The following is a 23,100-nucleotide window of genomic DNA, read 5'->3' on the forward strand; positions in this document are numbered from 1 at the left end:
TAAACACACCCCTCAGCCCAACCCTGATGAAAACCCCGGGCTAGTCTTTGGGTGCGCCGAGTTCGGTGGCCAAGGCCTGGACGCGGGCCTGGATGCCGTCGCGGACCAGGCGCATCCGTTCCATGCCGCCGATGCCGCGTTCGGAGGGTTCGTCGGTGTCCCAGTTGCGGCTCTCGATCCCCGGGACCGGGTCGACGACGGCTTCCTTTCCGAGAGTGATGATCAGGGAGACGTCGGCGAGCATGTCCGCGGTGATGGGTTTGGTGTGCTCGGTACTGATGTCGATGCCCAGCTCCGCCAGGGACTGAACGGATTCGGCGTTGAGGTCCTTGCCCGGTTTGGTGCCGGCGGTGTGGACTGTGACGGCGTCGCCGGCGAGGTGGCGCATGAGGGCGCCGCCCATCTGGGATTTGCCGCCGTTCTTGACACAGACGAACAGGACGCCTGGTGTGGTGGCCATCGGTCTGGCGCCTTTCCTAGTGGGTGGCCGTGAGGTCGCTGAGGAGTCCGCGGACGAGCAGGTCGATGTCGTCGCGGATCTGCCGGGCCCCGTTCAGGTCCTGGCCGGCCGGGTCCTCGATGGTCCAGTCCAGATACCGTTTGCCCGGGTAAATCGGGCAGGAATCCCCGCACCCCATCGTGACCACCACGTCCGCGGCGCGGACGACGTCGTCGGTGAGGGGCTTGGGGAACTCCTCGGAGAGGTCCACGACGGCCTCGGCCAGTGCAGCCACGATCGACGGTTCCAGGAGGTCGGCCCCGTAGGGCAGGGAAGTCAGCCGAGGTTCGGCCCAGCCGGTGGGTTCGAGCAGGCGGCGGGAGGCGGGGTCGATGTTGTGCCGCCACGGGGAGAACAGGCGGATGTGTCTCCACTTCCGGACGGCCGCACCGATCTGGTCTCCGGATTCGAAGATGAGTGGTGTGATGCCGCGTTCGATCAGGTGCGCGGCGGTGGCCAGGCCCACCGGGCCGGCGCCGATGATCGCGACCGGAAGGTCGTGGCGCTGTTCCGTCATGTCCGTCTCCGTCATGTCCGTCTCCGTCATGTCCTGGGGTTCTCCTTCGGGTTGTTCAACGTCAGGTGCGTGTCGGGTCCTGCGGTACCCTGCCGGGTGGTGGGCCGCCAGGGCACCGGGTGGATCAAGCGGTGGTGCCGGTTAGCAACAACCGCATCCGCAGTCCTGCTCGTCCCCGGTCTGTCCGGTGCAGCAGTTCTCATCCATGGCCTTCACCTCCCTCCCCCGTGGTGGGTCAGGCGTGGCAGGGTTCTTCGAGGAGGGCGGTGGCGATGCTGTCCGCGTCGGCCAGGGCGGCGAGGTAGCGTTCGGCGTCCAGGGCCGCGGCGCAGCCGGTGCCGGCGGCGGTGATGGCCTGCCGGTAGCGGTGGTCCACCGCGTCCCCACAGGCGAAGACCCCGGTCAGGTTGGTCACCGTGGTCGGGGCATCGACCCGGATGTAGCCTTCCTCGTCCAGATCGATCTGGCCGGCGACCAGGTCGGTGCGGGGCACATGTCCGATGGCGACAAAGATGCCCGTGGCCTCCATCCCCCTGACCGCCCCGGTGGCGGTGTCGGTGAGGGTGACGCCGGTGACTTTGGTGTCGCCGTGGATGGCGGTGATCGCCGAATTCCAGGCAAAGCGGATCTTGGGGTTGTCCTTGGCCCGCTGGGCCATGATCTTGGAGGCACGCAGCTCGCCACGGCGCACGATGACGGTGACGGACTTGGCAAACCGGGTCAGGAAGGTTGCCTCCTCCATGGCCGAGTCCCCGCCGCCGACGACGATGATGTCCTGGTCGCGGAAGAAAAACCCGTCGCAGGTCGCGCACCAAGAGACGCCGTGGCCGCTGAACTTCTTCTCCTCGGCCAGGCCGAGTTCCTTGTAGGCGGAACCGGTGGCCAGGATGACGGCCGGGGCCTCGTACCGTTCCCCGGCCCCGGTCACCACGGACTTGATGTGGCCGGTGAGTTGGGCCGACACGACGTCGTCGAAGATGACCCTGGCGCCGAACTTCTCGGCCTGCTCCTGCAGGCCCGCCATCAAGTCCGGGCCCTGGATCCCGGCGGGGAAGCCGGGAAAGTTCTCCACCTCTGTGGTGTTCATCAACGCTCCCCCGGCGGTGACGGCCCCGGCAATGACCAGCGGGGCCAGGCCGGCGCGGGCGGCGTAGATCGCGGCGGTGTAGCCGGCGGGGCCGGAACCGATGATGATGAGCTGTTCCGTTGCCATGGTGGTTTTCCTTCGCCGGTGGGGCTAGTTGTTGGCCGGGACCAGGTCGGCGATCAGGGCCTGGATGCGGGTCTTGATCTCGTCGCGGATGGGGCGCACGGAGTCGACACCCTGCCCGGCCGGGTCCTCGAGTTCCCAGTCCTCGTAGCGCTTGCCCGGGAAGATCGGGCAGGTGTCCCCGCAGCCCATGGTGATGACGACGTCGGACTCCTTGACAGCTTCAACGGTGAGGACCTTGGGGATCTCGGCGGACATGTCGATGCCCTCCTCCGCCATCGCGGCCACCGCGGCGGGATTGACCGAGTCCGCCGGGGCGGAGCCGGCGGAGCGGACCTCGATCGCCCCCTTGGACAGGGTGGTCAGATAGGCGGCTGCCATCTGGGACCGTCCGGCGTTATGGACGCAGACAAACAGGACGGAGGGCTTCTTGGCGGTTTCGGTGCTCACGGGTTTCTCCTGGAATCGGTTGGGTGGTGGAATTCGGTCTGATTGGGTCATCGTGTCCGCACCCTTGCCCCATAGTCTTGATATTGATGACTGTCGATATATGGAGTATTGACCAATATATTGATGATTGTCAATATTTAATCCGGGCTGATCCTCCACCGGTGGAGCACCTGCAGGCGCGGGTGGTGTCAGGCGGCGTGGAGGCGGGGCGCGAGGTCGTTGACGCGGAGGGAGATGTCAGCAAAAGCTTCCTCGAAGGCCTCCCGGGTGTTCAGGCGGAGGGGGTCCGGGATGGACCAGTGGATACCGCGCAGGCCCGGGAGTTCCTCGTGGGCGTTGTCGCACACGGTGACGACGAGGTCTTCGTCCCTGGCCACCTGGTCCAGTTGGCGGGGTGTCAGATCCGCCAGTTCGAGACCGTGGCGGCGGGCGACGTCGATGGCCCCCGGAGCGATGTGCTGCGCGGGGTGGGTCCCTGCCGATGACACCGGGATGTCGCTGGCCCTCTGCCAGAGTGCTGCGGCCAGTTGAGATCGGGCGCTGTTGCGCGTGCAGACGAACAGGATGCGGCGGGCTCTGTGGTCGGATCCGGGCACCAGTCCGTCCAGTGCGCCGGAGGCGAGGCGGATGTAGCTGCGGCGCTTGTCGGCTTCCGAGCGGTGGCGTGTCGCCAGTCCGGCATCTTCTAGGGTGCGCAGATGGTGGGAGAGCAGGTTGGAGGGCATGCCGAGTTCGGACTGCAGTTCCGTCGGGGAGAGGTCGCCCAGGGTCAGCAGGTCCACGATGCGCAGGCGTGCTGGATCTGCGAGGGCGGCGTGCTTGGCGACCCTCGTCTGAAAGGCGTTCGTTTGCTCAATATCCATTGGTTCAATTTTGACTGAGTTAGTTTCATCGGTCAAGCTGGTGTCCATGACTTCACACCAGCCGCCGTTGTGGCGCCGCGCCATTGCAGAACTGCTCGGCACCTGCCTCCTTGTTTCCATCGTCGTCGGCTCCGGGATCGCCGCCCAGCGCCTCTCCCCCAACGATGTCGGCCTGCAGCTGCTGGAGAACAGCACCGCCACGGTGCTGGGTTTAACGGTGCTGATCCTCGTCTTCGGGCGCGTGAGCGGCGCGCACTTCAACCCGCTGGTCTCGGCCGTGGACTGGACCCTGGGCCGGCACAGCGGCTCCGGGCTGGCCCTGCCGGAGCTGGGCGCCTATGTGGCGGCACAGACCGTGGGCGCGATCGGCGGCAGCGTTCTCGCGAACGCCATGTTCGAGGTGGGCACCTCCATCTCTGGCACAGACCGCGCCACCGGCGGGCACCTGCTCGGCGAGGTCGTCGCCACCGCGGGGCTCATCGTGCTGATCTTTGCCCTGGCCGCCACCAAGCAGGGCGCCGTCGCAGCCCCTGCAGTGGGTGCCTATATCGGAGCCGCGTACTGGTTCACGTCCTCGACATCGTTCGCGAATCCCGCGGTGACGGTCGGCCGCATCTTCAGCGACACGTTCGCCGGCATCGCGCCGGGCTCCGTCCCTGGCTTCGTGCTAGCGCAGTTGGTCGGCGCCGCGGTGGGACTGGGTCTCCTCGCGCTCCTGTTCCCGTCGGCGGCGCGTGCCGCGGACGACGTCGTTCTCCCGCACAGCGCCGAGGCCACCAACTCCTAAACCCCGCCCGGCCCCGCGGGGCCGGGTTCAGCCCTGAGGCCGCTCCCGACCTGGACCATACATTGATGGTGGTCAATATTCGGGCATAATGGGTACATGAACGCACTGCCCACACTCGAGCCGGCAACGGACGACGCCTGCTGCACCCCGGCGGAACCGCCGGCCCTGGGCGCCGACGCGGCGAAGCGGAAGGCCGTGGTCTTCAAGGCACTGGCGGACCCGAACCGGCTGCGGCTGCTCTCCATCGTCAAGGCCGAACCCTCCGGAGCGGCCTGCGTCTGCGACCTGACCGAACCGCTGGACCTGGGCCAGCCCACGGTGTCCCACCATTTGAAAATCCTGGTCGACGCCGGACTGCTGTCGCGGGAGAAGCGCGGCACCTGGGCGTACTACTCGCTGGTGCCCGGCGCGTTGGAGGCCGTCTCCGAGAGCATCCTGGCCCTGTGAACGCCGGCATCCGGGACATGGTGCCCGCCGACTGGGCTGCCGTGGTGCGGATTTACGCCGCGGGGATTGCCGGCGGCAACGCCACCTTCGCCGACGCCCCGCCCCCAGCGGAAGAGTTCTTCGCCTCCCGGATCCCGGGACTGAGCCTCGTCGCCACAGACGGCGGCGGTGCGGTGCAGGGCTGGGCGGCAGCAACGCCCACCTCCTCCCGGGAGGTCTACCGGGGCGTCATCGAGCACTCCGTCTACGTCGACCCCGCCGCCGCTGGCCAAGGCCTCGGCCTCCTACTGCTGCGCGGCCTGGCCGGGCGGGCGCGGGGCCTCGGCTATTGGACGGTCCAGTCATCGATCTTCCCCGAGAACCTTCCCAGCCTGGCCCTGCACGAGAAGGCAGGCTTCCGTCGGATCGGCCGCCGCGAACGCATCGCCCACATGAACCACGGCCCCCACGCCGGAGTTTGGCGTGACACCCTCCTGGTGGAACTGCGACTGTAATGCGGACACGTGCCGCCATGCACGTTCAGGGAACCCCGGAACCGCCAAACGAAAGTTAACAGTCATATGGGGCGCGTCTCCTCATTTGGTGGGGCTGGGGGCGGCATGGGAGATCACCAGGGCGGAGTTCGAGCGAGCCTGGTCCGCAGCCGGGTAGTGCCGGGCGCGGCAGAAGCGGATAAGTGGCAGGCCTCGGATCAGTCGTCGAAGACGTGCCAGCAGATGGCGCTCCGGCGTTGTTGATCGTCGAGAACGAGTCCACGGACAGCGGCAGGGAGGTGCACCCGCTGCCACTCCCGTTCCTGGGCCCGAGCCTGCGCAGCGTCGTCGGCCGGGACGCATGCACCGGCCGCCCGAATGGCGTACGCCGCAGCGCCCAGATCATGGGCGGCGACGTGGGCCACCGCAACCGCCTGGCCCGCCGACAGTGCGGCGAACTTCGCTGGATCGGGCATCCCGCGCGCCGCGGCATTCGCCTGGAAGGCCGCTTGGTGTGCGTCACCCATACGCACCTCACCGCGGATCCAGGCCCGGCCGGCATCGATGGCGTCGCGGGGCCGGCTGTCGCCTGGTTGATGATCCTCGAACAGATGCAGCACGTGCCCGGCGCACACGAGGGCCCAGTCAGCCAACAGCCGGTGGTGTTCGTCCGTCAGAGTGCCCCCGCGACGGATGGTGATCAGCCGAGGATCACGCTCTTTCGGGAGGATCGGCACACGCCCATTCCTACCATTCACGAAGCTCGAACGGTTATGGCAACACGCCCTAGGCAATCAACGCATGCAGATCGACGGCAAAGAAGGCCACGACCGGCCAAAGCACAATTGCCGCCAGACCTTCCAGAATGTTGCCGGGAATGTTCCAGGCAACGAAATACCCGTGGGTGCTGGCAACCACTACTCCGATGACCAGATAAATGGTGCCGATCAGGCCTATTCGATTCCTGCCGATTCTGCGCATCATGGCCATTCTCCCGTCGTGGGGTGGGACTTAAATTCTAGTGGTGCCACAGGCGGTCGGGGAAGGCCGGGCACCTTCCGGCCTATTGCGCTCAAAGCCGGCACGCGGTCGGCGAATCCGACTCCCGGACCAATTGGGTGCCACTCCCCCGCCGGCCCCGGCCGGCTTCTGTGTCGCACCAAAATCTGATTGTGACGCGGCTCACGAAAAATCTTTGACTCGCCCAAATCCCCCTGTCTACTATTCCAAGGACACGGACTCTACGCGCGTAGACAAGCGGTGTAGACAAGCGGTGTAGACCAGCCGCCGGTTCCACCGGCGCTAAGGATTTCTCGACGAGGAGATGGACTTGAACGACTTGGACACCACGACCACCCGAACGGGCAGCGCCGTCGTTCTTGGCTCCATCAACATCGACAACTTCATCTATGTTCAGGCCTTCCCCGAACCCGGGGAAACGATTCTGGCCCAGGGCGGAACCGCCGGACTGGGTGGCAAGGGCGCCAACCAGGCCGTGGCCGCCTCCCTGTTCGGGACCACCGTCCACTTCGTCGGCCAGGTAGGCCGCGACGGCGGTGCAGACTTTGTCCGCGACCGGCTCGAGGGCTTTGGCATCGCCAGCACCCTGCTAATGACCTCGCCCGATGCGCCCACTGGTGCCGCGTACATTACCGTCAACGCCAGCGGAGAGAACACCATTGCCGTGGTGTCTGGCGCCAACGCCGACATCGACGCCGCCCAGCTGGGCGAAACGGTGGGGCGCGTCCTGGCGCAGACCACGGCCCCGGCCACGGTGGCCCTGGCCCAGGGCGAAACCTCCGCCGCGGCCACTGCGGCCTTCGTCCGGCAATGCCATGCACACGGCGTGCGGGTGGTCATCAACCTCGCCCCGGCGATTGCGCTGCCTGCTGATGTGCTCCGCCTGGCCGACCCGCTGATTGTCAACGAGGGCGAAGCCCGCATCCTGCTGGACCGATTTGCAGGCCGCGGCGTCCCCCTCACCGACCCGGAATCCGCGGCAGCGGCCGCGCAGACGCTGGCCGCCATGGTGGCCGCCTCGGTGGTCATCACGCTCGGCCCCGATGGCGCCGTCGGGGCCGATGGAGCGGGAGTGTGGCACCAGCCCTCGCCCGTGCCGGAGGCCGTGGTGGACACCACGGGTGCCGGCGACGCATTTGTCGGCGCCCTCGTCTCCCTGTTGGCGGCCGGAGCGTCCCTTCGCGAAGCCGTCCGCTGGGGCGTTGCCGCCGGTTCGGCCGCCGTCGGCAAGCGCGGCACCACCACGGCCTACCCGACGCGCGGCGAGTTGGCCACGGTGCTGGCCAACAGTTCCGGGGTGGCCCTGTGATGGTCGCCAGGAAATCAGCCAACGTGACCCGGGTGGACGTGGCCCGCGAGGCCGGCACCTCCGTCGCCGTCGTCAGCTATGTCGTCAACGGCGGGCCGCGGCCTGTCGCGAAAAGCACCCGTGAACGGGTCCTGGCCGCCATCGAGGCCGTTGGCTACACGCCCAACAGCATCGCCCAGGCCCTGGCCTCCGGTGTCAGCGGCGCCTACGGACTGATCGTGCCGGACATTTCCAACCCCTTCTTCGCCGAGCTGGCCCACGAACTGGAGGAGGTCCTGTCCACGCACGGCAAGGTCCTGCTGCTGGGCGACTCGTCCGAAAGCAAGGTCCGTGAACAGGCGCTGCTGAAGATGTTCCTGCAGCGCCAGATCGACGGCATCCTGTTCATCGGCGTTGATTCCGACGCCGATGTGCAGCCCGCCATCGACGCCGGCGTCCAGGTGGTCATGCTTGACCGCGTGGACCACCGGGGCTCCGTCTCCTCGGTCGCCGTCGACAACGTGGCCGGCGCACGGGCCGCCACGGAGCACCTGATCGGACACGGATACACCAGGATCGGCATCATCGCCGGTCCCCCGCACCTGTTCACCGCCGGGGACCGGCGCGGCGGCTGGCAGTCCGCCATGGACGCGGCCGCGCTGCCGGTCGAGCCGCGTTGGTGCCTCGAGGCGGATTTTTCCCGCCGCGGCGGCCTGGACGCCGGTCGCCGCCTGTTTGCCGCCGATGCCCTGCCGGAGGCCATCTTCACCTCCAACGAACAACAGGCCGTGGGCGTATTGGTCGCGGCCGCGGAACACGGCATCCGTGTCCCCGAGGACCTGGCCATCATCACCTTTGACGGCACCGACGACTCCGAATTCTCCATCCCGGCCATCTCCACGGTGATGCAGCCGCTGAAGGACATTGCCCAGGCCGCCGTCGACCTGCTGACCCGTCCCCGCGACGCCGGCGTGGTCCACAAGACCTGCAACTTTTCACTCCGGCTGAGGACATCCTGCGGCCAGCACTAGCTGCGGCCCGCACCATCCCCGGCACTCTCCGACACCACACGACATAGAAATAGGTAACAACGTGAAGAATCAACGAGGATTTTCCGACCTGATGCGCAACTACGGCCGGCTGACCATTTTCATGATCCCGATCGGCATCGCCACCAACTTCATCGGCGGACAGATCGCCATCCTGCTCAAGCTCCCCATGTACCTGGACAGCATCGGCACCATCCTGGTGGGTGCCGTCTGCGGCGGCCTGCCCGGCGCATTGGTCGGCCTGATCTCGAACCTGATCAACTCCATCACCTCCCCGACGCTGGCACCGTACGCCACATTGAGCATCATGTTCGGCCTGCTGGCTGGCTGGCTGTCCAAGCACGGCGTCTTCAAGAGCCTGTGGAAGACGCTGCTCTCCTCCATTCCCTTCGCGCTGATTGGCAGCATCCTCGGCAGCCTCCTCACCATCTGGATCTTTGGCGGCCTCGGAGGCAGCGGCGGCGCCCTGATCGTCGGCGCCCTGGTGGCGGCCGGCATGGACCTCAACACCGCTGTCTTCACCGCTGCGATTCCCATGGACTTCCTGGACAAGATCCCCACCGTCTTGGTCGTCTTCCTGATCCTCAAGCGCATCCCCACCCGGCTCTTCGTCAAGCTGCCGCTGGGCCACGTCTACCTCAACAAGGCCACCACCCCCGCCGCCAGCATCACCGCCGACGAGGACGACGACGAACTGGCCCTTGGCCGATGAGCACCGCCACCGCCCACGAGCTCGACCAGGAGTTCATCAACAGCTTCCGGTCCCCTGCCACCACGGGCAACCCGGTCCGGGACCTGAACCCCATCAGCTTTGCCATCATCATGCTGGCCTGCGCGGTGGCCGCCGTGGCGCTGCCCGGCCCCGCCGGACCGGCCGCCATCTGCCTGCTGTTCGTGGTACTGTCCCTGGCCGCCGGGGTGGGCAAGACGTTCCTGCCCGCCTACGGCAAGCTGTTCGCCGTCGTCGGCCTGATCCTCTTTGTCCTGCGCGCCGCCTTCCTGCCGGGCGAGCACGTCCTGTTCACCGCGGGGCCGCTTTCGATCAGCTCCGAGGGCATCGCCCAGGGCCTGGGCTTCGCCCTGGTGGTGATGGCGCTGTGCGGCGCCATGACGCTGTTCTTCACGGTCACCCCGATGAAGAACCTCATGCTGGCGCTGGAATTGCGTGGCGTCACCCCGCGCGCCACCTACGTCATCCTGGCCTCCTTCCAGGCCATCACCGACCTGGGCAAGAACACCAAGGTGGTCATGGATGCGCAAAAGTCGCGGGGCATTGAGACGGAGGGCGGCATCGCCCGCCGTGTCACGGCCTTCGCCCCGATCCTGGCGCCGGTCTTTCTGGCGGCCATGAGCCAAACCGAGGAACGGGCGCTGGCCTTGGATGCGCGGGCCTTCAACTCGCGCAGCCAGCACTCCCACCTGGTCAGCCTGCGTCCGGTGGCTGCCGCCGAAACCACGCTGGTGTGCGCCGTCGTGGCCGCCGCCGTCCTTTCAATTGCTGGAGCAGTGTTCATATGGAACTAGTGTCACTTCACAACGTCGGCTTCACCTATGCCTACGGCGACAAGCCCGCACTCAAGAACGTCTCGCTGAGCATCAAGCCCGGCCTGCTCTATGGGGTGGTGGGCCTGAACGCCAGCGGCAAGAGCACCCTGTGCAGCGTCATCCGCGGCATCATCCCGCACTTCCACCACGGCGACCTCACCGGCCAGGTCAAGATCCTGGGCAAGGACCTGCTGGAGTGGGACCCCGCCGAGCTGTCCAAGGCCATCGGCTACGTCTTCCAGAACCCGTTCACCCAGATCAGCGGCGTCAAGGAAACGGTCTTCGAGGAGATCGCCCTGGGCCTGGAAAACCTGGGCGTCGAGCGCGAGGAGATGATCGAACGGGTCACAGCCGTGGTGCGCGAGCTCGGCATCGAGGCGCTGATCCGAAAGAACCCCAACGAGCTGTCCGGTGGCCAGCGGCAGAAGGTGGCATTCGCCTCCATCATTGCCATGGATGCGGATTTCATCGTCATCGACGAACCCACCTCACAGCTGGACCCGGACGCGTCGGAGGCGGTGTTCGCCATCATCCGCAAGCTCAAGGAACGCGGCAAGTCGATCATCCTGGTTGAACACAAGATCGACCTAATGGCCGAGTACGCGGACCGCCTCATCGTTCTGAAGGGCGCCGAGGTGGTTCTGGAGGGCCCGACCCGCGACGTGCTGGTCTCGGCCGAACTGGTCGATGCCAGCGTGCCGCGCCCCGAGGTGACCGAGCTGGGGCTCGCCCTGGCGCAGGCAGGGCGGCCGCTGCGTTCCATTCCCATCACCCGTGCCGAAGCCAGGGAACTGGTAGCGGACCGAATCCAGGAGGCTTCCCATGCCCATAGTGCTCTCTGACGCGTCATACTCCTACCCCGACGGGTCGCTGGCCGTTGACGGCGTCAGCCTGCGGATCAACGACGGCGAGCGCGTGGCCATCGTGGGCCAGAACGGCGCCGGCAAGACGACCACCGTCAAGATGATGAACGGGCTGCTCAAACCCAGCACCGGCACCGTCGTGGTGGACGGCGAGTCCACCACGGAACACACCACCGCCACCATTGCCCGCACGGTGGGGTACGTGTTCCAAAACCCGGACGACCAGATCTTTGGCAGCGATGTCCAGGGCGAGCTGGAGTACATGCCCAAGTACCTCAAGTGGGATGCCGCCAAGAGCGCCGAGCGGGTCAAGCGGGCAGCCAAGATGGCCGGCATTGGCCGGTACCTGAAGGTAAACCCGAACGACCTGCCGTTCGCCATCAAGAAGTTCGTGGCGATCAGCTCCATCCTGGTGGGCGAGTGCAAGTACGTAATCCTGGACGAGCCCACCGCCGGCCTGGACAGCCAGGGCCTGAAGCTGCTGAACCGGCTGATGGACCAGCTGCAGTCCCAGGGTGTTGCCGTCATCACCATCACCCACGACATGCGCTTTGTAGTGGACTCCTTCACCCGCGTGGTGGCCATGGCCAACCGCAAGATCATCGCCGACGGCACCTGCGCGGAGGTCTTCGCCGACGACGCTGTCCTCACGGCGGCCAAGCTGAAGCGGCCCGAGGTGGCCCAGCTGGCCCGGGAATTGGGCCTGAGCGACTCCGCCCTCCACCTGGACGACGTCGTCGCACTGGTCCCCTAGCCACCCCCATCGGGCGCCCGGCGCGCCACCCGTGAACGAGAAGAAAGCGGACCCTGCCATGAAGAACGTGATCCTGGATGTGGATACCGGCAATGACGACGCCGTAGCCATCATGATGGCGGCGCTGCACCCGGACATCCGGCTGCTGGGCTGCTGGGCTGCACCACCGTGGCCGGCAACCTGCCGGTGGAGAACACCACGGAGAACACCCTGCGCGTGCTCAGCCACATTGGCCGCAGCGACGTTCCGGTGTTCCGCGGGTTGGCGAAGCCGTTTGCCCCGCATCCCTTCCCCACACCCGCGGACTTCGTCAGCTCGGCCACCCCCGTCCACCAGGAGCAGCTGGCCCTGCCTCCGTCCTCGGTGCCGGTGCAGTCGGCCAGCGCCGTCGAGTGGTTGGTCGAGACGCTGCGTGCGGCGACGGAAAAGGTGACGCTCATCCCGGTGGCGCCGCTGACCAACATCGCCGCCGCCGTGACGGTGGCGCCGGAGATCGTGGATGCGGTGGAGGAGATTGTCATCATGGGCGGTTCCGCCTCCCACGGCAACGAGACCTCCCAGGCCGAGTTCAACATCTTCAAGGACCCGGTGGCCGCCGAGGTGGTGTTCAGTGCCGGTTTCCAGCGGCTGGTCCTGGTGACCCTGGACGCCACCCGCAAAGCACTTGTGTCCGCGGCGCAGTGCCGCGAGCTGGCCGCGCTGGGCAGCCCGGCGGCGCTGGCCACCGCCCAGATCCTGGACTACTACATCCGCGGCAACGACACCGCCTCCACGGCCGCCGTGCACGACGCCCTCTGCGTTGCCTACGCCATCGACCCCAGCGTCATTGGGCTGGAACACCTCAACGTCCAAGCGGACACCGTGGGCTTCCACACCTACGGGCGCACCATCGTGGACCTCAAGGGCATCAGCGGGCGCGCCCCGAACGCCTTCGTGGCCCTGGACACCGATGCGGCGAAGTTCTACGAGCTCCTGCGCGGCACGGTGGCCCGCCTGCCCCAGCCCGTGTACTAACACCACCACAACACCCTCGCCGGCCCGCCCGGGCCGGCCGGACGCCGTCGTCCGCTGCACCCCCGCTACGAAAGAAGGACCACACCATGAAACACGCCATCATGATGGATGTAGACACCGGCATCGACGATGCCCTGGCGATCATGTTCGCCGTCAAGCACCCGGACGTGGATGTCAGGGCCATCAGCTGCGTATCCGGCAATGTCGGGCTGGACAGCGTGGTGGAGAACACGCTGAAGATCCTCGACGTCGTGGATGCCCCGGACATCCCGGTGGCCGGGGGCGCCATCCGGCCCCTGGTCGAGGAGCCGCGCAGTGCCGCCTATGTGCACGGCGAGGACGGCTTGGGCAACGTCAACCTGCCCGCCAGTTCGCGCCGGGCGCTGCCGGTGCATGCCGTGGAAATGATGCGCCAGGTGCTCACCGATTCTCCCGAGCCGATCACCTTGGTGGCGCTGGCGCCGCTGACCAACGTCGCGCTGCTGCTGCGCACCTACCCGGAATGTGCGCAAAAGATTTCCCGGATCCTGTTCATGGGCGGCTCCGCCTCGGTGGGCAACGCCACCGCCGTGGCCGAGTTCAACATCTGGCACGACCCCGAGGCCGCCCACATCGTCATCAACAGCGGCGTGCCGCTGACCATGTACGGGCTGGACGTCTTCAACACGGTGGGCGTGGATGCGGACGAGGTCGATCAGCTGGCTGCCGCCGACAACCACGTGGCCCAGGTGCTCGGCGGGTTGCTGTCGTTCCGCGTCCCGGGCCCCGAGGGCGAGCCGGACCGCGCGTTCAGCCTGATTGGCGACGCCGGCGCGGTGTGTGCGCTGGTGGCGGACGAGCTCATGCACAGCGAGACGCTGCCGGTGCAGGTGCAGCTTGCCGCCGGGGCCAGCCGCGGCCAGACCATTGTGGACCGCCGCGTCCACGTGGGCGAGGACACCATCCACGGGACGGCCGGCCAGTGGCCCACCGTCAAGGTGGTGCTCAGCGCCGATGTGCCCAAGGTTCTGGACCTCTTTCTGGGCACCCTGGGCATCGCGCGCGTAGCCGTCTAGTGCCTCCCGCCGGTGCTGCGCGGTGTCCGCTCCGGACGCTGCGCCGCACCGGCCGACCGGCCTCCTGCGTGGTGAATTGATGTTTTCTGGGCAGAACCTGTCACTCATCGACCGAAACAGCAAAGCCAAAGACCAGGACTCCGGTCATGGTCGGGTGACGGGTTTGCGGGTTTGTTGATTTTTCGGGGTTCTTGGTCGGTGAAGGGCTGTTAATTCCCTACCGATATTCGATATAATAGATTCAAGAATCCGTATCGATTGGAAGGGTGGAATGATGGGTGTCGTGACTACCCAGCCTCCCCTTCCCGTGGCGATGGTCCTGGATGCCGCGCCCCTGGGATTGGCTGGTTCCCTGGAACGCGATGGTGCCGGCGGCGGTGCCGTTTACCTCCACGGCCAGGTGGTGTTTTCCTGGGATGCCGGCGATGAGGCCGCACGCCGGTGGGCGGCGGTGAAGCTGGCGCAGATGAAGGCCGCTCCGGTGGGTGAGGTCGCCGCCGCTTTCGAGGTCACTCCCGGAATGGTGTGGCTGTGGGGACAATTGCTGGCCGCCGGCGGCATCGTGTCCCTCGTTCCGGAAAAGAAAGGCCCCAAAAAGGCATCCCGGCTCAGCGGCGACGTCATCGCCCGCATCGTGGAACTGCGCGGCACCGGCCTGTCCCAGCAGGCCGTCGGCGATGCGGTCGGCGTCTCCGAGTTCAGTGTCCGCCGGGCCCTGAAACTCGCCGCCGGGCAGGGGGCCGAAGCCGCGCAAACACCCACTGGGGAACCGGAACCGGCACCGGCGCCCGTTGCCGCGGAACTGCCGGTCCTGCCGGCACCGGTGGCCCGTTCCGTGGAGCGTGCCGCCGCGGGCGTGCCCGGGTGCGCTGCCCCGGTGTTTGCCCCGGCGGCCCGCATCCCGCATGCCGGGTTGTTCCTGGCCTTCCCGGCCCTGGAACGCTCCGGCCTGCTCGCCTGTGCACGGGAAACACTGGGGGCCTTGCCGAACGGTTTCTACGGGCTGGACACCATCCTCATCGACGCGGTGCTCCGTGCCCTGGCCGGGCAGGCCCGCGCCGAGGGCGCGACCCGCTTCACCCCCCAGGATTTGGGCCGGATCCTCGGATTGGACCGCGCCCCGGAAGTAAAGACCATCCGCCGCAAAATCGGCCGGCTCGCCGAAACAGGCAAAGCCGCCGAACTGATTGCCGCCCTGGCCGCCCACCACCTGCACGCGGCCGGCCCCGGCGGGGAGAACCTCGCCGCCGTGTTGTATGTTGATGGGCATGTGCGCGCCTACCAGGGCACGAAAAAGATCGGCAAGCTCTACTCGACCCGGTTGAAGTTCCCGGTCCCGGCGACCGAGGAAACCTGGGTCAGTGACGCCCACGGCTCCCCGGTCTTGTTGGTTATGGCCGACCCCGGCGCCTCCCTGGCCAGCGAGCTGCGCCGCATCCTCCCCGAACTGCGCACCATCATTGGCGATTCCCGCCGGGTGCTCGTGGGCTTTGACCGCGGCGGCTGGTCCCCGGCCCTCTTCGCGCACATGGCTGCCCAGGGTTTTGACGTGCTGACCTGGCGGAAAGGCAAAACAGAAGACATCGACGCGTCCCTGTTCACCGAGGTGTCCCACACGGACGGGCACGGTGAAACCCGGTCCTGGCCGGTCGCTGACACGCTCGTGGACCTGCCCCTGGCCGGCAGCAAAACCACCGGGGAAGTCTTCCAAACCCGCCAGATCACCCGCACCGTTCCAACGGCCGGCGGCGCCACCCGGCAGATCCACATCCTCACCACCGATCACGACCTGCCGGCCGGGGAGGCGGTCTACCGGATGGGGGCCAGGTGGCGGCAGGAGAACCAGTTCCGCTACGCCCGCATGCACTTCGACCTGGACTCGCACGATTCCTACACGTCAGTGGACGATGACCCGGACCGGATGGTGCCCAACCCCGCCAAGGCCACGGCGTACCAACGGGTTGTGGCCGCGAAGAAGCACTTCACCGACATTGCCGCCGACACCGACGCGGCATTGCTCATCCTGCACACCCCGCCACCGGGAACGACCGGCCTCATTCTCACCAATGCCATGGTCAATGCGATCGAGGCACCCCGCTGGGAGGCCGAAGCAGCCCTCGACGCCGTGGAAGCCGCCCACAAGTCCCTTCCTGCCAGGGTCCGGCTCGGGGACCTGGCCCCCGGCCAGCAGGTGGCGGACACCGGGACGAAACTCATCCACCACGGAATCCGCATGGCCGCCTACAACACGATGATGTCCCTCGCCCGGGAAATCCGCACGAACACCGGCTACAAACGCGCCGCCGACGAAGCCCACGCCCTCATCCGCCACGCCTTCAGCCAATCCGGCGACATCGACCCCACCATCCCCGGCCAGCTGACAATCACCTTGGACCCGCTGCCAACAGCCAGGGCGACCAGGGCCCTTGCGGAACTCTGCGAACACCTCACCGGCACCGAAACCCGCTACCCCGGCACCGGCCTCATCCTCAAATACGCCATCAAAACGAAGGCCCCGGCTCCGGGGAATTAAATCGTGATGTCCCGAGTCCTGAAGACGTGCCCACGCGTACCTTTTGCTTACGTCGGTGTAGAGCGAGACTGTCCGCTCCACTAGGACAACGGAACTTCTCCAAGACCGGTTCACCGTGACAAAAAGAGGAGCCCGTAGATTTCCATTTCTTGCGGCGGTGACCATTGTTCGTCTCTTTGATAAGCCGGAGTTCTTCTCACCCAGCAAGAAAATGTCCCGGTTCTGCCATCAAGTCGTTGGCCTACAGCCCGTCCGAAGCCATATCCCGTCAGCCGAGCCAGCTTTTTACCCGATTCTGGCATTGGGCTTCTTGAACCATAAAATGACGACCACTGTTGACGCATCGACCTCTGGTTGTCTGTCATAGTGCGAAATTTCCCCAAAGTTTTGACTTCTCTACAACCCATATGGGGTGTGGCTGGCGAATCTTGTGAACATGACCGGATTCCCGCTCAGAGTACAGCTGCGACACCACGTCTGAATGCCCTATTGTTCTGCATTTGCCTTAACAACTCCGGCCGTTGAACTACCAATAGGGCGGATTGAGTGCCCCCGATGTACGATGAAGCGCTTTCACACGCCATTGTATTGAGACAACTTGACGGCCCGGAGCCGTCGAGAGAATCCGGGGAAATACTTGAAGAAGATAAATGCCCTCTTTGCGACCGCAATTGTGGTCGCCGCTGGGCTATCCACCGCACCGATTGCCGTCGCCGAACCCTTCGCAGCTGGTGGCGCTCCGACCGGCGCAATACGTGCCATGTCTACAGAGGTGGCCGTAAGTGAAGGTCCTATCGGTACCAAGTATGTGACTGTGGCCGATCTAGTGTAGTGTCTCAGTTTTGCTTGACGGCTTGGAGCGCAACCCGGCCACGAGCCACTTTTTCCAGGATCGACTCCGCATCCGCGGTCCACACCAAAGGCTTCGGGTCGGCATTGTTCACCTCGATGTATTCCTCGATCTTCGCAATCAAATCAGGCACTGAATGAAAGACCCCACGGCGTAGCGCCTTCTCCGTCAACTCCCTGAACCACCGCTCCACCAGGTTCAACCACGAGGATGAGGTCGGGGTGAAATGCAGGTGGAACCGTGGGTGTTTGGCCAGCCACGCCTTCACGTTCGCATGCTTGTGCGTCGCGTAGTTGTCGATGACCAGGTGGATCTGAAGGCCGGCCGGGACTTCCTTTTCAATGGTTTTCAGGAACACCAGGAATTCATCGTGGCGGTGCTTGGGAACGCAGGAGCCGATGACCTTTCCGGTTGCGACCTCCAGGGCCGCGAAGAGCGTGGTGGTTCCGTTGCGCTTGTAGTCGTGGGTCATCGTCCCGGCCCGCCCCCTGGTCATCGGCAACGACGGCTGGGAGCGGTCCAGGGCCTGGATGGAGGTCTTCTCGTCCATGCAGAACACGATCGCGTTCTCCGGTGGGTTCAAATACAGTCCGCACACGTCGATGAGCTTTTCCTCGAACTTCGGGTCCGTGGAGAGTTTGAAGGTCTTCGTCACCAGATGCGGTTTCAACCCGCGGGCAGACCAGATGCGTTGCACCTGCGCCGGGGAGACCCCGGTCTTCGCGGCCATGGTGCGCACCGACCAATGCGTGTGTCCCTCAGGCTTTGAGTTCTGTGTCAGCTCAACGATTTCGTCGATCGTCGACTGCGGGATCACCGGTTTGCGTCCCCGCCCGCCACGCACCTTCCCGAGCTTGGTCAGGCCTTCCTCGGCGAAGCGGGTACGCCAGGAGCGCACCGTGCCCGGGGTGATGCCCACCACCCGGGCGATCCACTCGTTGGCCAGGCCCTCGGCGGCCATCAGCAGAACCTGCGCCCGCTGCACCTCCCGGTGGGAGGCCACCTGGGATGCGGCCAGCGCTTCCAGGACGGTGCGCTGGGCGTCGGTAAGGGCCAGGGCGGGTGCTGGATTCGACATGATCCCAGCCTAAACCCAAAGTCATTAACTATTTTGGAGACACACCACTAGTTGGCCTGCCCGTGTCCGACGAAGTTTCCGGCCTCAGGGATGGCGGCGCCTCCCAGATTTTCCAACTGGGAACTATCGCTTGGTCGGCGTCGAGCGGAGCTCACGCCGTTGTTAACGGGATCAACACCATTTGGGCTGGAATCGGTGCCCAGGACAGTGACCTCGGGTATCCAACATCCGATGAATACTCACCCATGCTCGGTGGTGTCATGCAAAACTTCCAGTACGGCAAGATTTCCTGGAACCCGGTCACCGGATCGCGCATCACCAAAGGCGGCATCGGAGTGACCTGGGACAATGCGGGCGGCCCCGTCAGCGGTCTCGGCTATCCCACCACTGACGAGTATTCGCCGATGGCTGGTGGCATCATGCAGGGCTTCCAGTACGGCAAGATTTCCTGGAACTCCATTACCGGATCACGCATCACAAAGGGTGGAATTGGGGCCACCTGGGACAAAGTTGGGGGTCCAACAAGCGGCCTCGGCTACCCGACCACGGATGAGTATGCGACGGCACATGGTGGAATCACACAAGCGTTCCAGTATGGGCAGATCGTCTACTCGCCTGCCACTGGCTCTCGATTCATCAAGGGCGGTATCGGGGCCACCTGGCTCAACGCAGGAGGCCCCAATAGCAATCTCGGGTACCCAACGTCCGACGAAATCGGGGGACTCGTTGCCGGGGGCGCCAAGCAGAACTTCCAGTATGCCGAGGTTATTTGGTCGCCTGCGGCTGGGGCGCGCATTTCCACTGGAGGCATCCGGGCAGCATGGTCGGCCCAGGGGTCCGAGAGGGGCCCTCTTGGCTACCCCACAACCAACGAGTACGCGGTCAGCAGTGGCGGATTCGCCCAAGACTTTCAAGGCGGGCGGGCCACTTGGCGAGCGGGCAGCGTGACCATTGAGTACCCGTCAAGGGTGCAGGCACCTACGCCGGCACCCGCACCGGCTCCGGCACCCGTCCCTGTCTACTACAAGAACTGCGATGCCGTAAGGGCCGCAGGGGCTGCGCCCCTCTACTTCTGGCAGGACGGGTATCGAGTGGGCCTGGATAGGGACCGTGACGGCATTGCCTGCGAATAGCTCCATGCTCCGCGGACTATCCAAAGAGTAGGTGGCGTCAATGGCCAAAGGTCCATCGCGCGTGGTTTGCCACCCAATCTTGGAATCGCGAATATGCGGCAGAAGTTAGGCTGATGAAGGGGCTGGGTTCGGCATTGCGCCGGGCCCAGCCCCTTCACCATCCCTTAGAACCGTCGATTGCTGCTTCGCCGGATGCAATCAGCGGCTCCCAGGTCGAATTCTTCCGCCGGTGCCACGAACGGAACAAGAACGAGAACACAGCGGGGGCGAACGGCTCCCGGATCGGCGTTGCGAGGCCACCCACGCATTCGCGAACGCGCCGACCGGAATGGACAGCCTCAACTGCTGAACGAGTCCGGGCCAAGCAGCCTGGACACCGCCTCCCCCGTCTCTACGATGTACCGCCGGGCCAGGCTGGCCGCCTGGTCGGCGTCGCCCGCCTCCACGGTGCCGACCAGGCTGGCCTGCTTGCCGACCCAATCGCTGCCCAGCTGGCCGGACACCGGGAAGAAGTAGAACCTGGCCCGCTTTTCCAGGCCCAGCGACAGCGCGGTCAGCACGGAGTTGCGGGCAGCGGCGCGGATGCCGGCATTGAATTCGACGCTGGCGCGGGACAGCGCGTCCACATCGTTGTCCTCGGCGGCCCGTTTGCTGGCATCGACGGTCTGCTTGAGCGCCACAATGTCTGCGGCCGTGTGCCGCAGGGCCGCCAGCTTGGCAATCTCCGCCTCCAGCGCCGCCCGGGCCTCAAAGAGCTCCTGCAATTCGGTGTAGTTGCGTTCCTTGACGTAGACCCCGTACCGCGGCCGGATCTCCACCCAGCCGGCCTCGTCCAGCGAGCTCAGGGCCTCGCGGACGGGAATCCGGCTGACGCCGTGCAAGGCGGCGATGTCGTCGGGGCGCAGCCTGGACCCCGGCGGCAGATCGCCATGGATGATGGCCTCCTCGAGGGCCTCGTGGATCTGCGCCGGCAATGTGCTGGCATCCAAGGCAGACCGGACCGGCGGCTGGCCGCCCGGGGCCCCGGCCTGTGTCATGGCGCGCGTCCGATGGTCCGTGCCGATTGGCTCTGTGGTGTCTGCGGCAACTCTTCGGTCCCCTCGTTCGGGTGCAACGCTTAGTACCATAATGCCCTCATCTTCCGTCGGTTGTGAGGTAGGAAACCGCGGCCAAGGTGTAGAGCGATACGCAATTGATGACATCATCCTCAACGGCATAGTCGTCAATGCCCGCCGACAGGGTGGGCTGCGGTCCGTAGCAGATGGCCTCGATGCCCAGCTGGCGCCACCTGCTGGCGTCGCTGGCGGGCAGCCGGATCGGATGGTCCGCGGCCGCCAGCCCCGCCAAGGCCTCGGCGTGCTGCCAAGACCTCACCAGGGCGCTGTCCGGGTCCGTGAAATTCGCATCCCACCCCTTGATCCGCCGGACCGACAATCCGTCGCCGCCAATGGCCGTACGGACCATCTCCTCCTCGGCATCGGTGGAGATGCCCGGCGGCAGCCGGAGGTACACCTCCGCCCGCCCGGCGGTGGCCATCTGGCCGATGAAGGTGCCGGCCGCCATGACGCCCACGTTGGCGGTGAGCTCAAGGCCCGGATCATGGCAGGGGCCGACGGCGGCGAGGCCGCCCAATTCCGGCGGAAGGGTCCCGCGCCGGCCGGTGAGCCCGTCGATGGCCGAGACGGCATGGGCCAGCCTTGCCGCGGCGGAGCGGCCGGCCCGGACGGCGGAGGAATGCCCGGCGTCGCCCGTGGCCGTGACCTCAAGCCAGAGGACACCCTTTTCCCCGATGGCCAGCCGGCGGAATCCGGGCCCCTCGCCGCACACTAGGACTGTGCTGAACAATTTGGGTGGTTTAAGGCGCGCCTGCTGGACTTCGGGTCCTGGTCCTTAAGACTGGATGCATGCAAGGAATTGAAGAGGCCCAGCGCGGGTATTTGGATGTGGAGGCGCTGGCCGGGGAGCTGTTGGCCCCGGGGAGTGCCTACGCGTTTCTGGCCGGGCACCGCTCGGAGCTTTTCCCGGACTCGATGATGGAGGACCTGTTTCCCTCCACCCGGGGCAGGCCCTCGATCCCGGCCGCGGTCATCGGCACCGTCCTGGTCCTGCAGGCCCTGGAGGGTCTCTCGGACCGGGCCGCCGCCGAAGCCTTGACCTTTGACCTGCGGTGGAAGGCCGCCTGCGGGTACGGGCTGACCGAGACCGCGTTCCATCCCACGGCGCTGGTGCATTGGCGCAACCGCCTGCGCGGCAGCAGCAACCCGCACCGCATCACCGAAGCCGTCGCCCAGGTCATCACCGCGACCGGTGTCCTCACCGGCCGGCACCGCCGGGCGGTGGATTCGACCGTGTTCGCCGATGCGGTGGCCCGGCAGGACACCATCACCCAGCTGATTGCCGTGATCCGCCGTTTCGGCAGGGCCATGGAGCACGGGGCCACGCTCATGGCGGTCCATGCCACCTCCTACGATTACTCGCACGTGGGCAAGCCGGACATCGCCTGGGACGACAAGGAAGCGAAGGACGCCCTGGTCTCGGGGCTGGTCACCGACGCCCTGGCCCTGCTTGGCGCGGTGGATCCCGACACCCTGGAAGAAGACTCGCCGCAGGCGCAGGCCTACGTGCTGCTGGCGTTGGTTTCGGGCCAGGACGTGGAGCCGGCCGAGGGTTCCGACGGCACCGACGGGCGGTGGCGGATCGCCCGGAAGGTCGCCCGGGACCGGATGGTCTCCATCGTGGATCCCGAGGCCAGGCACGCGCACAAGTCCCGCTCGGTGATGATGGACGGGTTCAAGGGACACATCATTGCCGAACCGGAAACCGGGCTCTACACCAGCGCCGTGATGACCCGGGCCGCCGGCCCCGGTTCCAGCGACGCGGAGGCCGGAATCGGGCTGGCCGCCGCCGATCCGACCATGAAGGATACGGAGGTTGACTACCAAATGCTTGGCGATTCGGCCTACGGCTCCGGGCCCATGCTCGAACACCTCGACGGGGCCGGGCACCAGGGGCTGGTCAAGCCCAGGCCGCTGCGCCCGGCAGTGCCCGGCGGCTACGACCTGGACGACTTCACCCACGACGAAGCAAAGAACACGCTCACCTGCCCCAAAGGTGAGGTGCGCACCATCAGCGCCAGAGGCAACGTGAACTTCGGCACCGCCTGCAAGGCCTGCCCGCTGCGGGAGAAATGCACCACGGCCAAGGGCGGGCGCAAGGTCGTCATCACCGTCCACCACGCCCGCCAGCGCGCCCACCGGGCCGCCGCCCTCGAGCCCGGGTTCCGGCACGACTACCGGGCCCACCGGCCCCTGGTGGAACGGTCCATCGGCTGGCTGGTCGCCGGAGGCAACCGGGCCCTGAGATACCGGGGAGTTGAAAAGAACAACGCCTGGCTGCAGGTCCGCACCGCCGCGCTGAACCTCCGGCGACTCCTGAAACTGGGCCTCACCCGCCACAACGGGGCCTGGGCCCTGGGATAAGACCCGGAAAGGGCCCCCACCCCGGTCCTGGGCCAAATCCCAGCCGCGGGGAGCCACGAACGGAGGTACAAGGCCCGCAAAAATCACGAACCAGATCTCCGGCGATCAGAAAGGAGACCCCCAGCGGGCCGCCAAAGGCCCCGGAAAGGTGCGACAGCCAAACCCGCGGCCCCGAATTGCCCCTTGTTCAGCG

23 protein-coding genes and 1 pseudogene are annotated in these 23,100 nt (G+C 66.3%); 14 read left to right on the forward strand and 10 right to left on the reverse strand.

What is annotated here, in order from left to right; all coding sequences use genetic code 11:
* Positions 1–40: 40 nt before the first annotated feature.
* The 5 genes from ACQCSX_RS06755 to ACQCSX_RS06775 all read right to left on the reverse strand — a co-directional run bounded on the left by ACQCSX_RS06755 (position 41) and on the right by ACQCSX_RS06775 (position 3,539).
* On the reverse strand, positions 41–460 hold the full coding sequence (locus tag ACQCSX_RS06755) for a low molecular weight phosphatase family protein (RefSeq protein WP_427018261.1): 420 nt from the start codon (positions 458–460) through the stop codon (positions 41–43).
* 16 nt (positions 461–476) lie between these two features.
* Complete coding sequence (locus ACQCSX_RS06760; protein WP_427018262.1) at positions 477–1,046, reverse strand: FAD-dependent oxidoreductase; 570 nt, start codon at positions 1,044–1,046, stop codon at positions 477–479.
* 205 nt (positions 1,047–1,251) lie between these two features.
* Positions 1,252–2,229, reverse strand: a complete 978-nt coding sequence (gene trxB / locus ACQCSX_RS06765; RefSeq protein ID WP_427018263.1) for a thioredoxin-disulfide reductase — start codon at positions 2,227–2,229, stop codon at positions 1,252–1,254.
* A 24-nt stretch (positions 2,230–2,253) separates the two neighbouring features.
* On the reverse strand, positions 2,254–2,676 hold the full coding sequence (locus ACQCSX_RS06770; protein WP_427018264.1) for an arsenate reductase ArsC: 423 nt from the start codon (positions 2,674–2,676) through the stop codon (positions 2,254–2,256).
* A gap of 188 nt (positions 2,677–2,864) precedes the next feature.
* Positions 2,865–3,539, reverse strand: coding sequence for a metalloregulator ArsR/SmtB family transcription factor (locus ACQCSX_RS06775; RefSeq protein ID WP_427018265.1), 675 nt, complete (start codon positions 3,537–3,539; stop codon positions 2,865–2,867).
* 46 nt (positions 3,540–3,585) lie between these two features.
* Here ACQCSX_RS06775 and ACQCSX_RS06780 point away from each other — a divergent pair, with 46 nt between their 5' ends.
* The 3 genes from ACQCSX_RS06780 to ACQCSX_RS06790 all read left to right on the forward strand — a co-directional run bounded on the left by ACQCSX_RS06780 (position 3,586) and on the right by ACQCSX_RS06790 (position 5,267).
* A complete protein-coding gene (locus tag ACQCSX_RS06780; RefSeq protein ID WP_427018266.1) occupies positions 3,586–4,326 on the forward strand; it encodes an aquaporin in 741 nt (246 codons plus the stop codon).
* A gap of 96 nt (positions 4,327–4,422) precedes the next feature.
* Complete coding sequence (locus ACQCSX_RS06785; protein WP_427018267.1) at positions 4,423–4,773, forward strand: ArsR/SmtB family transcription factor; 351 nt, start codon at positions 4,423–4,425, stop codon at positions 4,771–4,773.
* A complete protein-coding gene (locus ACQCSX_RS06790) occupies positions 4,770–5,267 on the forward strand; it encodes an N-acetyltransferase family protein (RefSeq protein WP_427018268.1) in 498 nt (165 codons plus the stop codon). Before ACQCSX_RS06785 ends, ACQCSX_RS06790 begins: the two co-directional genes overlap by 4 nt.
* Positions 5,268–5,464: 197 nt before the next feature.
* Here the strand turns inward: ACQCSX_RS06790 and ACQCSX_RS06795 are convergent, their stop codons facing one another.
* Positions 5,465–5,983 carry a putative immunity protein gene (locus tag ACQCSX_RS06795; protein ID WP_427018269.1) on the reverse strand — a complete coding sequence of 173 codons (519 nt, stop codon included), beginning with the start codon at positions 5,981–5,983 and terminating at the stop codon, positions 5,465–5,467.
* A gap of 49 nt (positions 5,984–6,032) precedes the next feature.
* Entirely contained in the window at positions 6,033–6,236 is a 204-nt protein-coding gene (locus ACQCSX_RS06800) for a hypothetical protein (RefSeq protein ID WP_427018270.1), read from the reverse strand.
* A 340-nt stretch (positions 6,237–6,576) separates the two neighbouring features.
* Here ACQCSX_RS06800 and ACQCSX_RS06805 point away from each other — a divergent pair, with 340 nt between their 5' ends.
* From ACQCSX_RS06805 to ACQCSX_RS06845, 9 genes and pseudogenes are all read left to right on the forward strand, one after another.
* Positions 6,577–7,575, forward strand: a complete 999-nt coding sequence (locus tag ACQCSX_RS06805) for a ribokinase (protein ID WP_427018271.1) — start codon at positions 6,577–6,579, stop codon at positions 7,573–7,575.
* 23 nt (positions 7,576–7,598) lie between these two features.
* Positions 7,599–8,585, forward strand: a complete 987-nt coding sequence (locus ACQCSX_RS06810) for a LacI family DNA-binding transcriptional regulator (RefSeq protein ID WP_427018272.1) — start codon at positions 7,599–7,601, stop codon at positions 8,583–8,585.
* 61 nt (positions 8,586–8,646) lie between these two features.
* Positions 8,647–9,315: an ECF transporter S component gene (locus tag ACQCSX_RS06815; RefSeq protein ID WP_427018273.1), complete on the forward strand. Its 669-nt coding sequence runs from the start codon at positions 8,647–8,649 to the stop codon at positions 9,313–9,315.
* Positions 9,312–10,127: an energy-coupling factor transporter transmembrane component T gene (locus ACQCSX_RS06820; RefSeq protein WP_427018274.1), complete on the forward strand. Its 816-nt coding sequence runs from the start codon at positions 9,312–9,314 to the stop codon at positions 10,125–10,127. The genes ACQCSX_RS06815 and ACQCSX_RS06820 overlap by 4 nt, the downstream gene beginning before the upstream one ends.
* Entirely contained in the window at positions 10,127–10,990 is an 864-nt protein-coding gene (locus ACQCSX_RS06825) for an energy-coupling factor ABC transporter ATP-binding protein (protein WP_427018275.1), read from the forward strand. Before ACQCSX_RS06820 ends, ACQCSX_RS06825 begins: the two co-directional genes overlap by 1 nt.
* Positions 10,971–11,765, forward strand: coding sequence for an energy-coupling factor ABC transporter ATP-binding protein (locus ACQCSX_RS06830; RefSeq protein ID WP_427018276.1), 795 nt, complete (start codon positions 10,971–10,973; stop codon positions 11,763–11,765). Before ACQCSX_RS06825 ends, ACQCSX_RS06830 begins: the two co-directional genes overlap by 20 nt.
* 147 nt (positions 11,766–11,912) lie before the next feature.
* Positions 11,913–12,779, forward strand: a pseudogene (locus ACQCSX_RS06835) (nucleoside hydrolase); the annotation flags it as partial.
* A gap of 86 nt (positions 12,780–12,865) precedes the next feature.
* The gene (locus ACQCSX_RS06840) at positions 12,866–13,834 is read left to right on the forward strand and encodes a nucleoside hydrolase (protein ID WP_427018277.1); all 969 of its coding nucleotides are present in this window, start codon (positions 12,866–12,868) and stop codon (positions 13,832–13,834) included.
* A 283-nt stretch (positions 13,835–14,117) separates the two neighbouring features.
* Positions 14,118–16,367 (forward strand): putative transposase, encoded by a 2,250-nt coding sequence (locus tag ACQCSX_RS06845; protein ID WP_427018278.1) that lies wholly within the window; start codon positions 14,118–14,120, stop codon positions 16,365–16,367.
* Between the two features lie 836 nt (positions 16,368–17,203).
* Here the strand turns inward: ACQCSX_RS06845 and ACQCSX_RS06850 are convergent.
* The gene (locus ACQCSX_RS06850; RefSeq protein WP_427018279.1) at positions 17,204–18,295 is read right to left on the reverse strand and encodes an IS630 family transposase; all 1,092 of its coding nucleotides are present in this window, start codon (positions 18,293–18,295) and stop codon (positions 17,204–17,206) included.
* 62 nt (positions 18,296–18,357) lie between these two features.
* Here ACQCSX_RS06850 and ACQCSX_RS06855 point away from each other — a divergent pair, with 62 nt between their 5' ends.
* Positions 18,358–19,428: an excalibur calcium-binding domain-containing protein gene (locus ACQCSX_RS06855; protein ID WP_427018280.1), complete on the forward strand. Its 1,071-nt coding sequence runs from the start codon at positions 18,358–18,360 to the stop codon at positions 19,426–19,428.
* Between the two features lie 338 nt (positions 19,429–19,766).
* Here the strand turns inward: ACQCSX_RS06855 and ACQCSX_RS06860 are convergent, their stop codons facing one another.
* Together ACQCSX_RS06860 and ACQCSX_RS06865 are read right to left on the reverse strand one after the other, a co-directional pair.
* Positions 19,767–20,465 carry a GntR family transcriptional regulator gene (locus ACQCSX_RS06860; protein WP_427018281.1) on the reverse strand — a complete coding sequence of 233 codons (699 nt, stop codon included), beginning with the start codon at positions 20,463–20,465 and terminating at the stop codon, positions 19,767–19,769.
* Between the two features lie 97 nt (positions 20,466–20,562).
* Positions 20,563–21,273, reverse strand: coding sequence for a peptidase dimerization domain-containing protein (locus ACQCSX_RS06865; RefSeq protein WP_427018282.1), 711 nt, complete (start codon positions 21,271–21,273; stop codon positions 20,563–20,565).
* A 59-nt stretch (positions 21,274–21,332) separates the two neighbouring features.
* Here ACQCSX_RS06865 and ACQCSX_RS06870 point away from each other — a divergent pair, with 59 nt between their 5' ends.
* Positions 21,333–22,907 (forward strand): IS1182 family transposase, encoded by a 1,575-nt coding sequence (locus tag ACQCSX_RS06870; protein WP_427015623.1) that lies wholly within the window; start codon positions 21,333–21,335, stop codon positions 22,905–22,907.
* Positions 22,908–23,100 lie beyond the last annotated feature (193 nt).

Source organism: Pseudarthrobacter sp. P1 (assembly GCF_050156935.1).
Taxonomy (GTDB): Bacteria; Actinomycetota; Actinomycetes; order Actinomycetales; family Micrococcaceae; genus Specibacter.

Bases quoted from the DNA above. Each gene is read 5' to 3' on its own strand.
- ACQCSX_RS06755 (WP_427018261.1), bottom strand. From the start codon at position 460: ATGGCCACCACACCAGGCGTCCTGTTCGTCTGTGTCAAGAACGGCGGC.
- ACQCSX_RS06760 (WP_427018262.1), bottom strand. From the start codon at position 1,046: ATGACGGAGACGGACATGACGGAGACGGACATGACGGAACAGCGCCAC.
- trxB (WP_427018263.1), bottom strand. From the start codon at position 2,229: ATGGCAACGGAACAGCTCATCATCATCGGTTCCGGCCCCGCCGGCTAC.
- ACQCSX_RS06775 (WP_427018265.1), bottom strand. From the start codon at position 3,539: ATGGATATTGAGCAAACGAACGCCTTTCAGACGAGGGTCGCCAAGCAC.
- ACQCSX_RS06780 (WP_427018266.1), top strand. From the start codon at position 3,586: ATGACTTCACACCAGCCGCCGTTGTGGCGCCGCGCCATTGCAGAACTG.
- ACQCSX_RS06785 (WP_427018267.1), top strand. From the start codon at position 4,423: ATGAACGCACTGCCCACACTCGAGCCGGCAACGGACGACGCCTGCTGC.
- ACQCSX_RS06800 (WP_427018270.1), bottom strand. From the start codon at position 6,236: ATGGCCATGATGCGCAGAATCGGCAGGAATCGAATAGGCCTGATCGGC.
- ACQCSX_RS06820 (WP_427018274.1), top strand. From the start codon at position 9,312: ATGAGCACCGCCACCGCCCACGAGCTCGACCAGGAGTTCATCAACAGC.
- ACQCSX_RS06830 (WP_427018276.1), top strand. From the start codon at position 10,971: ATGCCCATAGTGCTCTCTGACGCGTCATACTCCTACCCCGACGGGTCG.
- ACQCSX_RS06840 (WP_427018277.1), top strand. From the start codon at position 12,866: ATGAAACACGCCATCATGATGGATGTAGACACCGGCATCGACGATGCC.
- ACQCSX_RS06850 (WP_427018279.1), bottom strand. From the start codon at position 18,295: ATGTCGAATCCAGCACCCGCCCTGGCCCTTACCGACGCCCAGCGCACC.
- ACQCSX_RS06860 (WP_427018281.1), bottom strand. From the start codon at position 20,465: ATGACACAGGCCGGGGCCCCGGGCGGCCAGCCGCCGGTCCGGTCTGCC.
- ACQCSX_RS06870 (WP_427015623.1), top strand. From the start codon at position 21,333: ATGCAAGGAATTGAAGAGGCCCAGCGCGGGTATTTGGATGTGGAGGCG.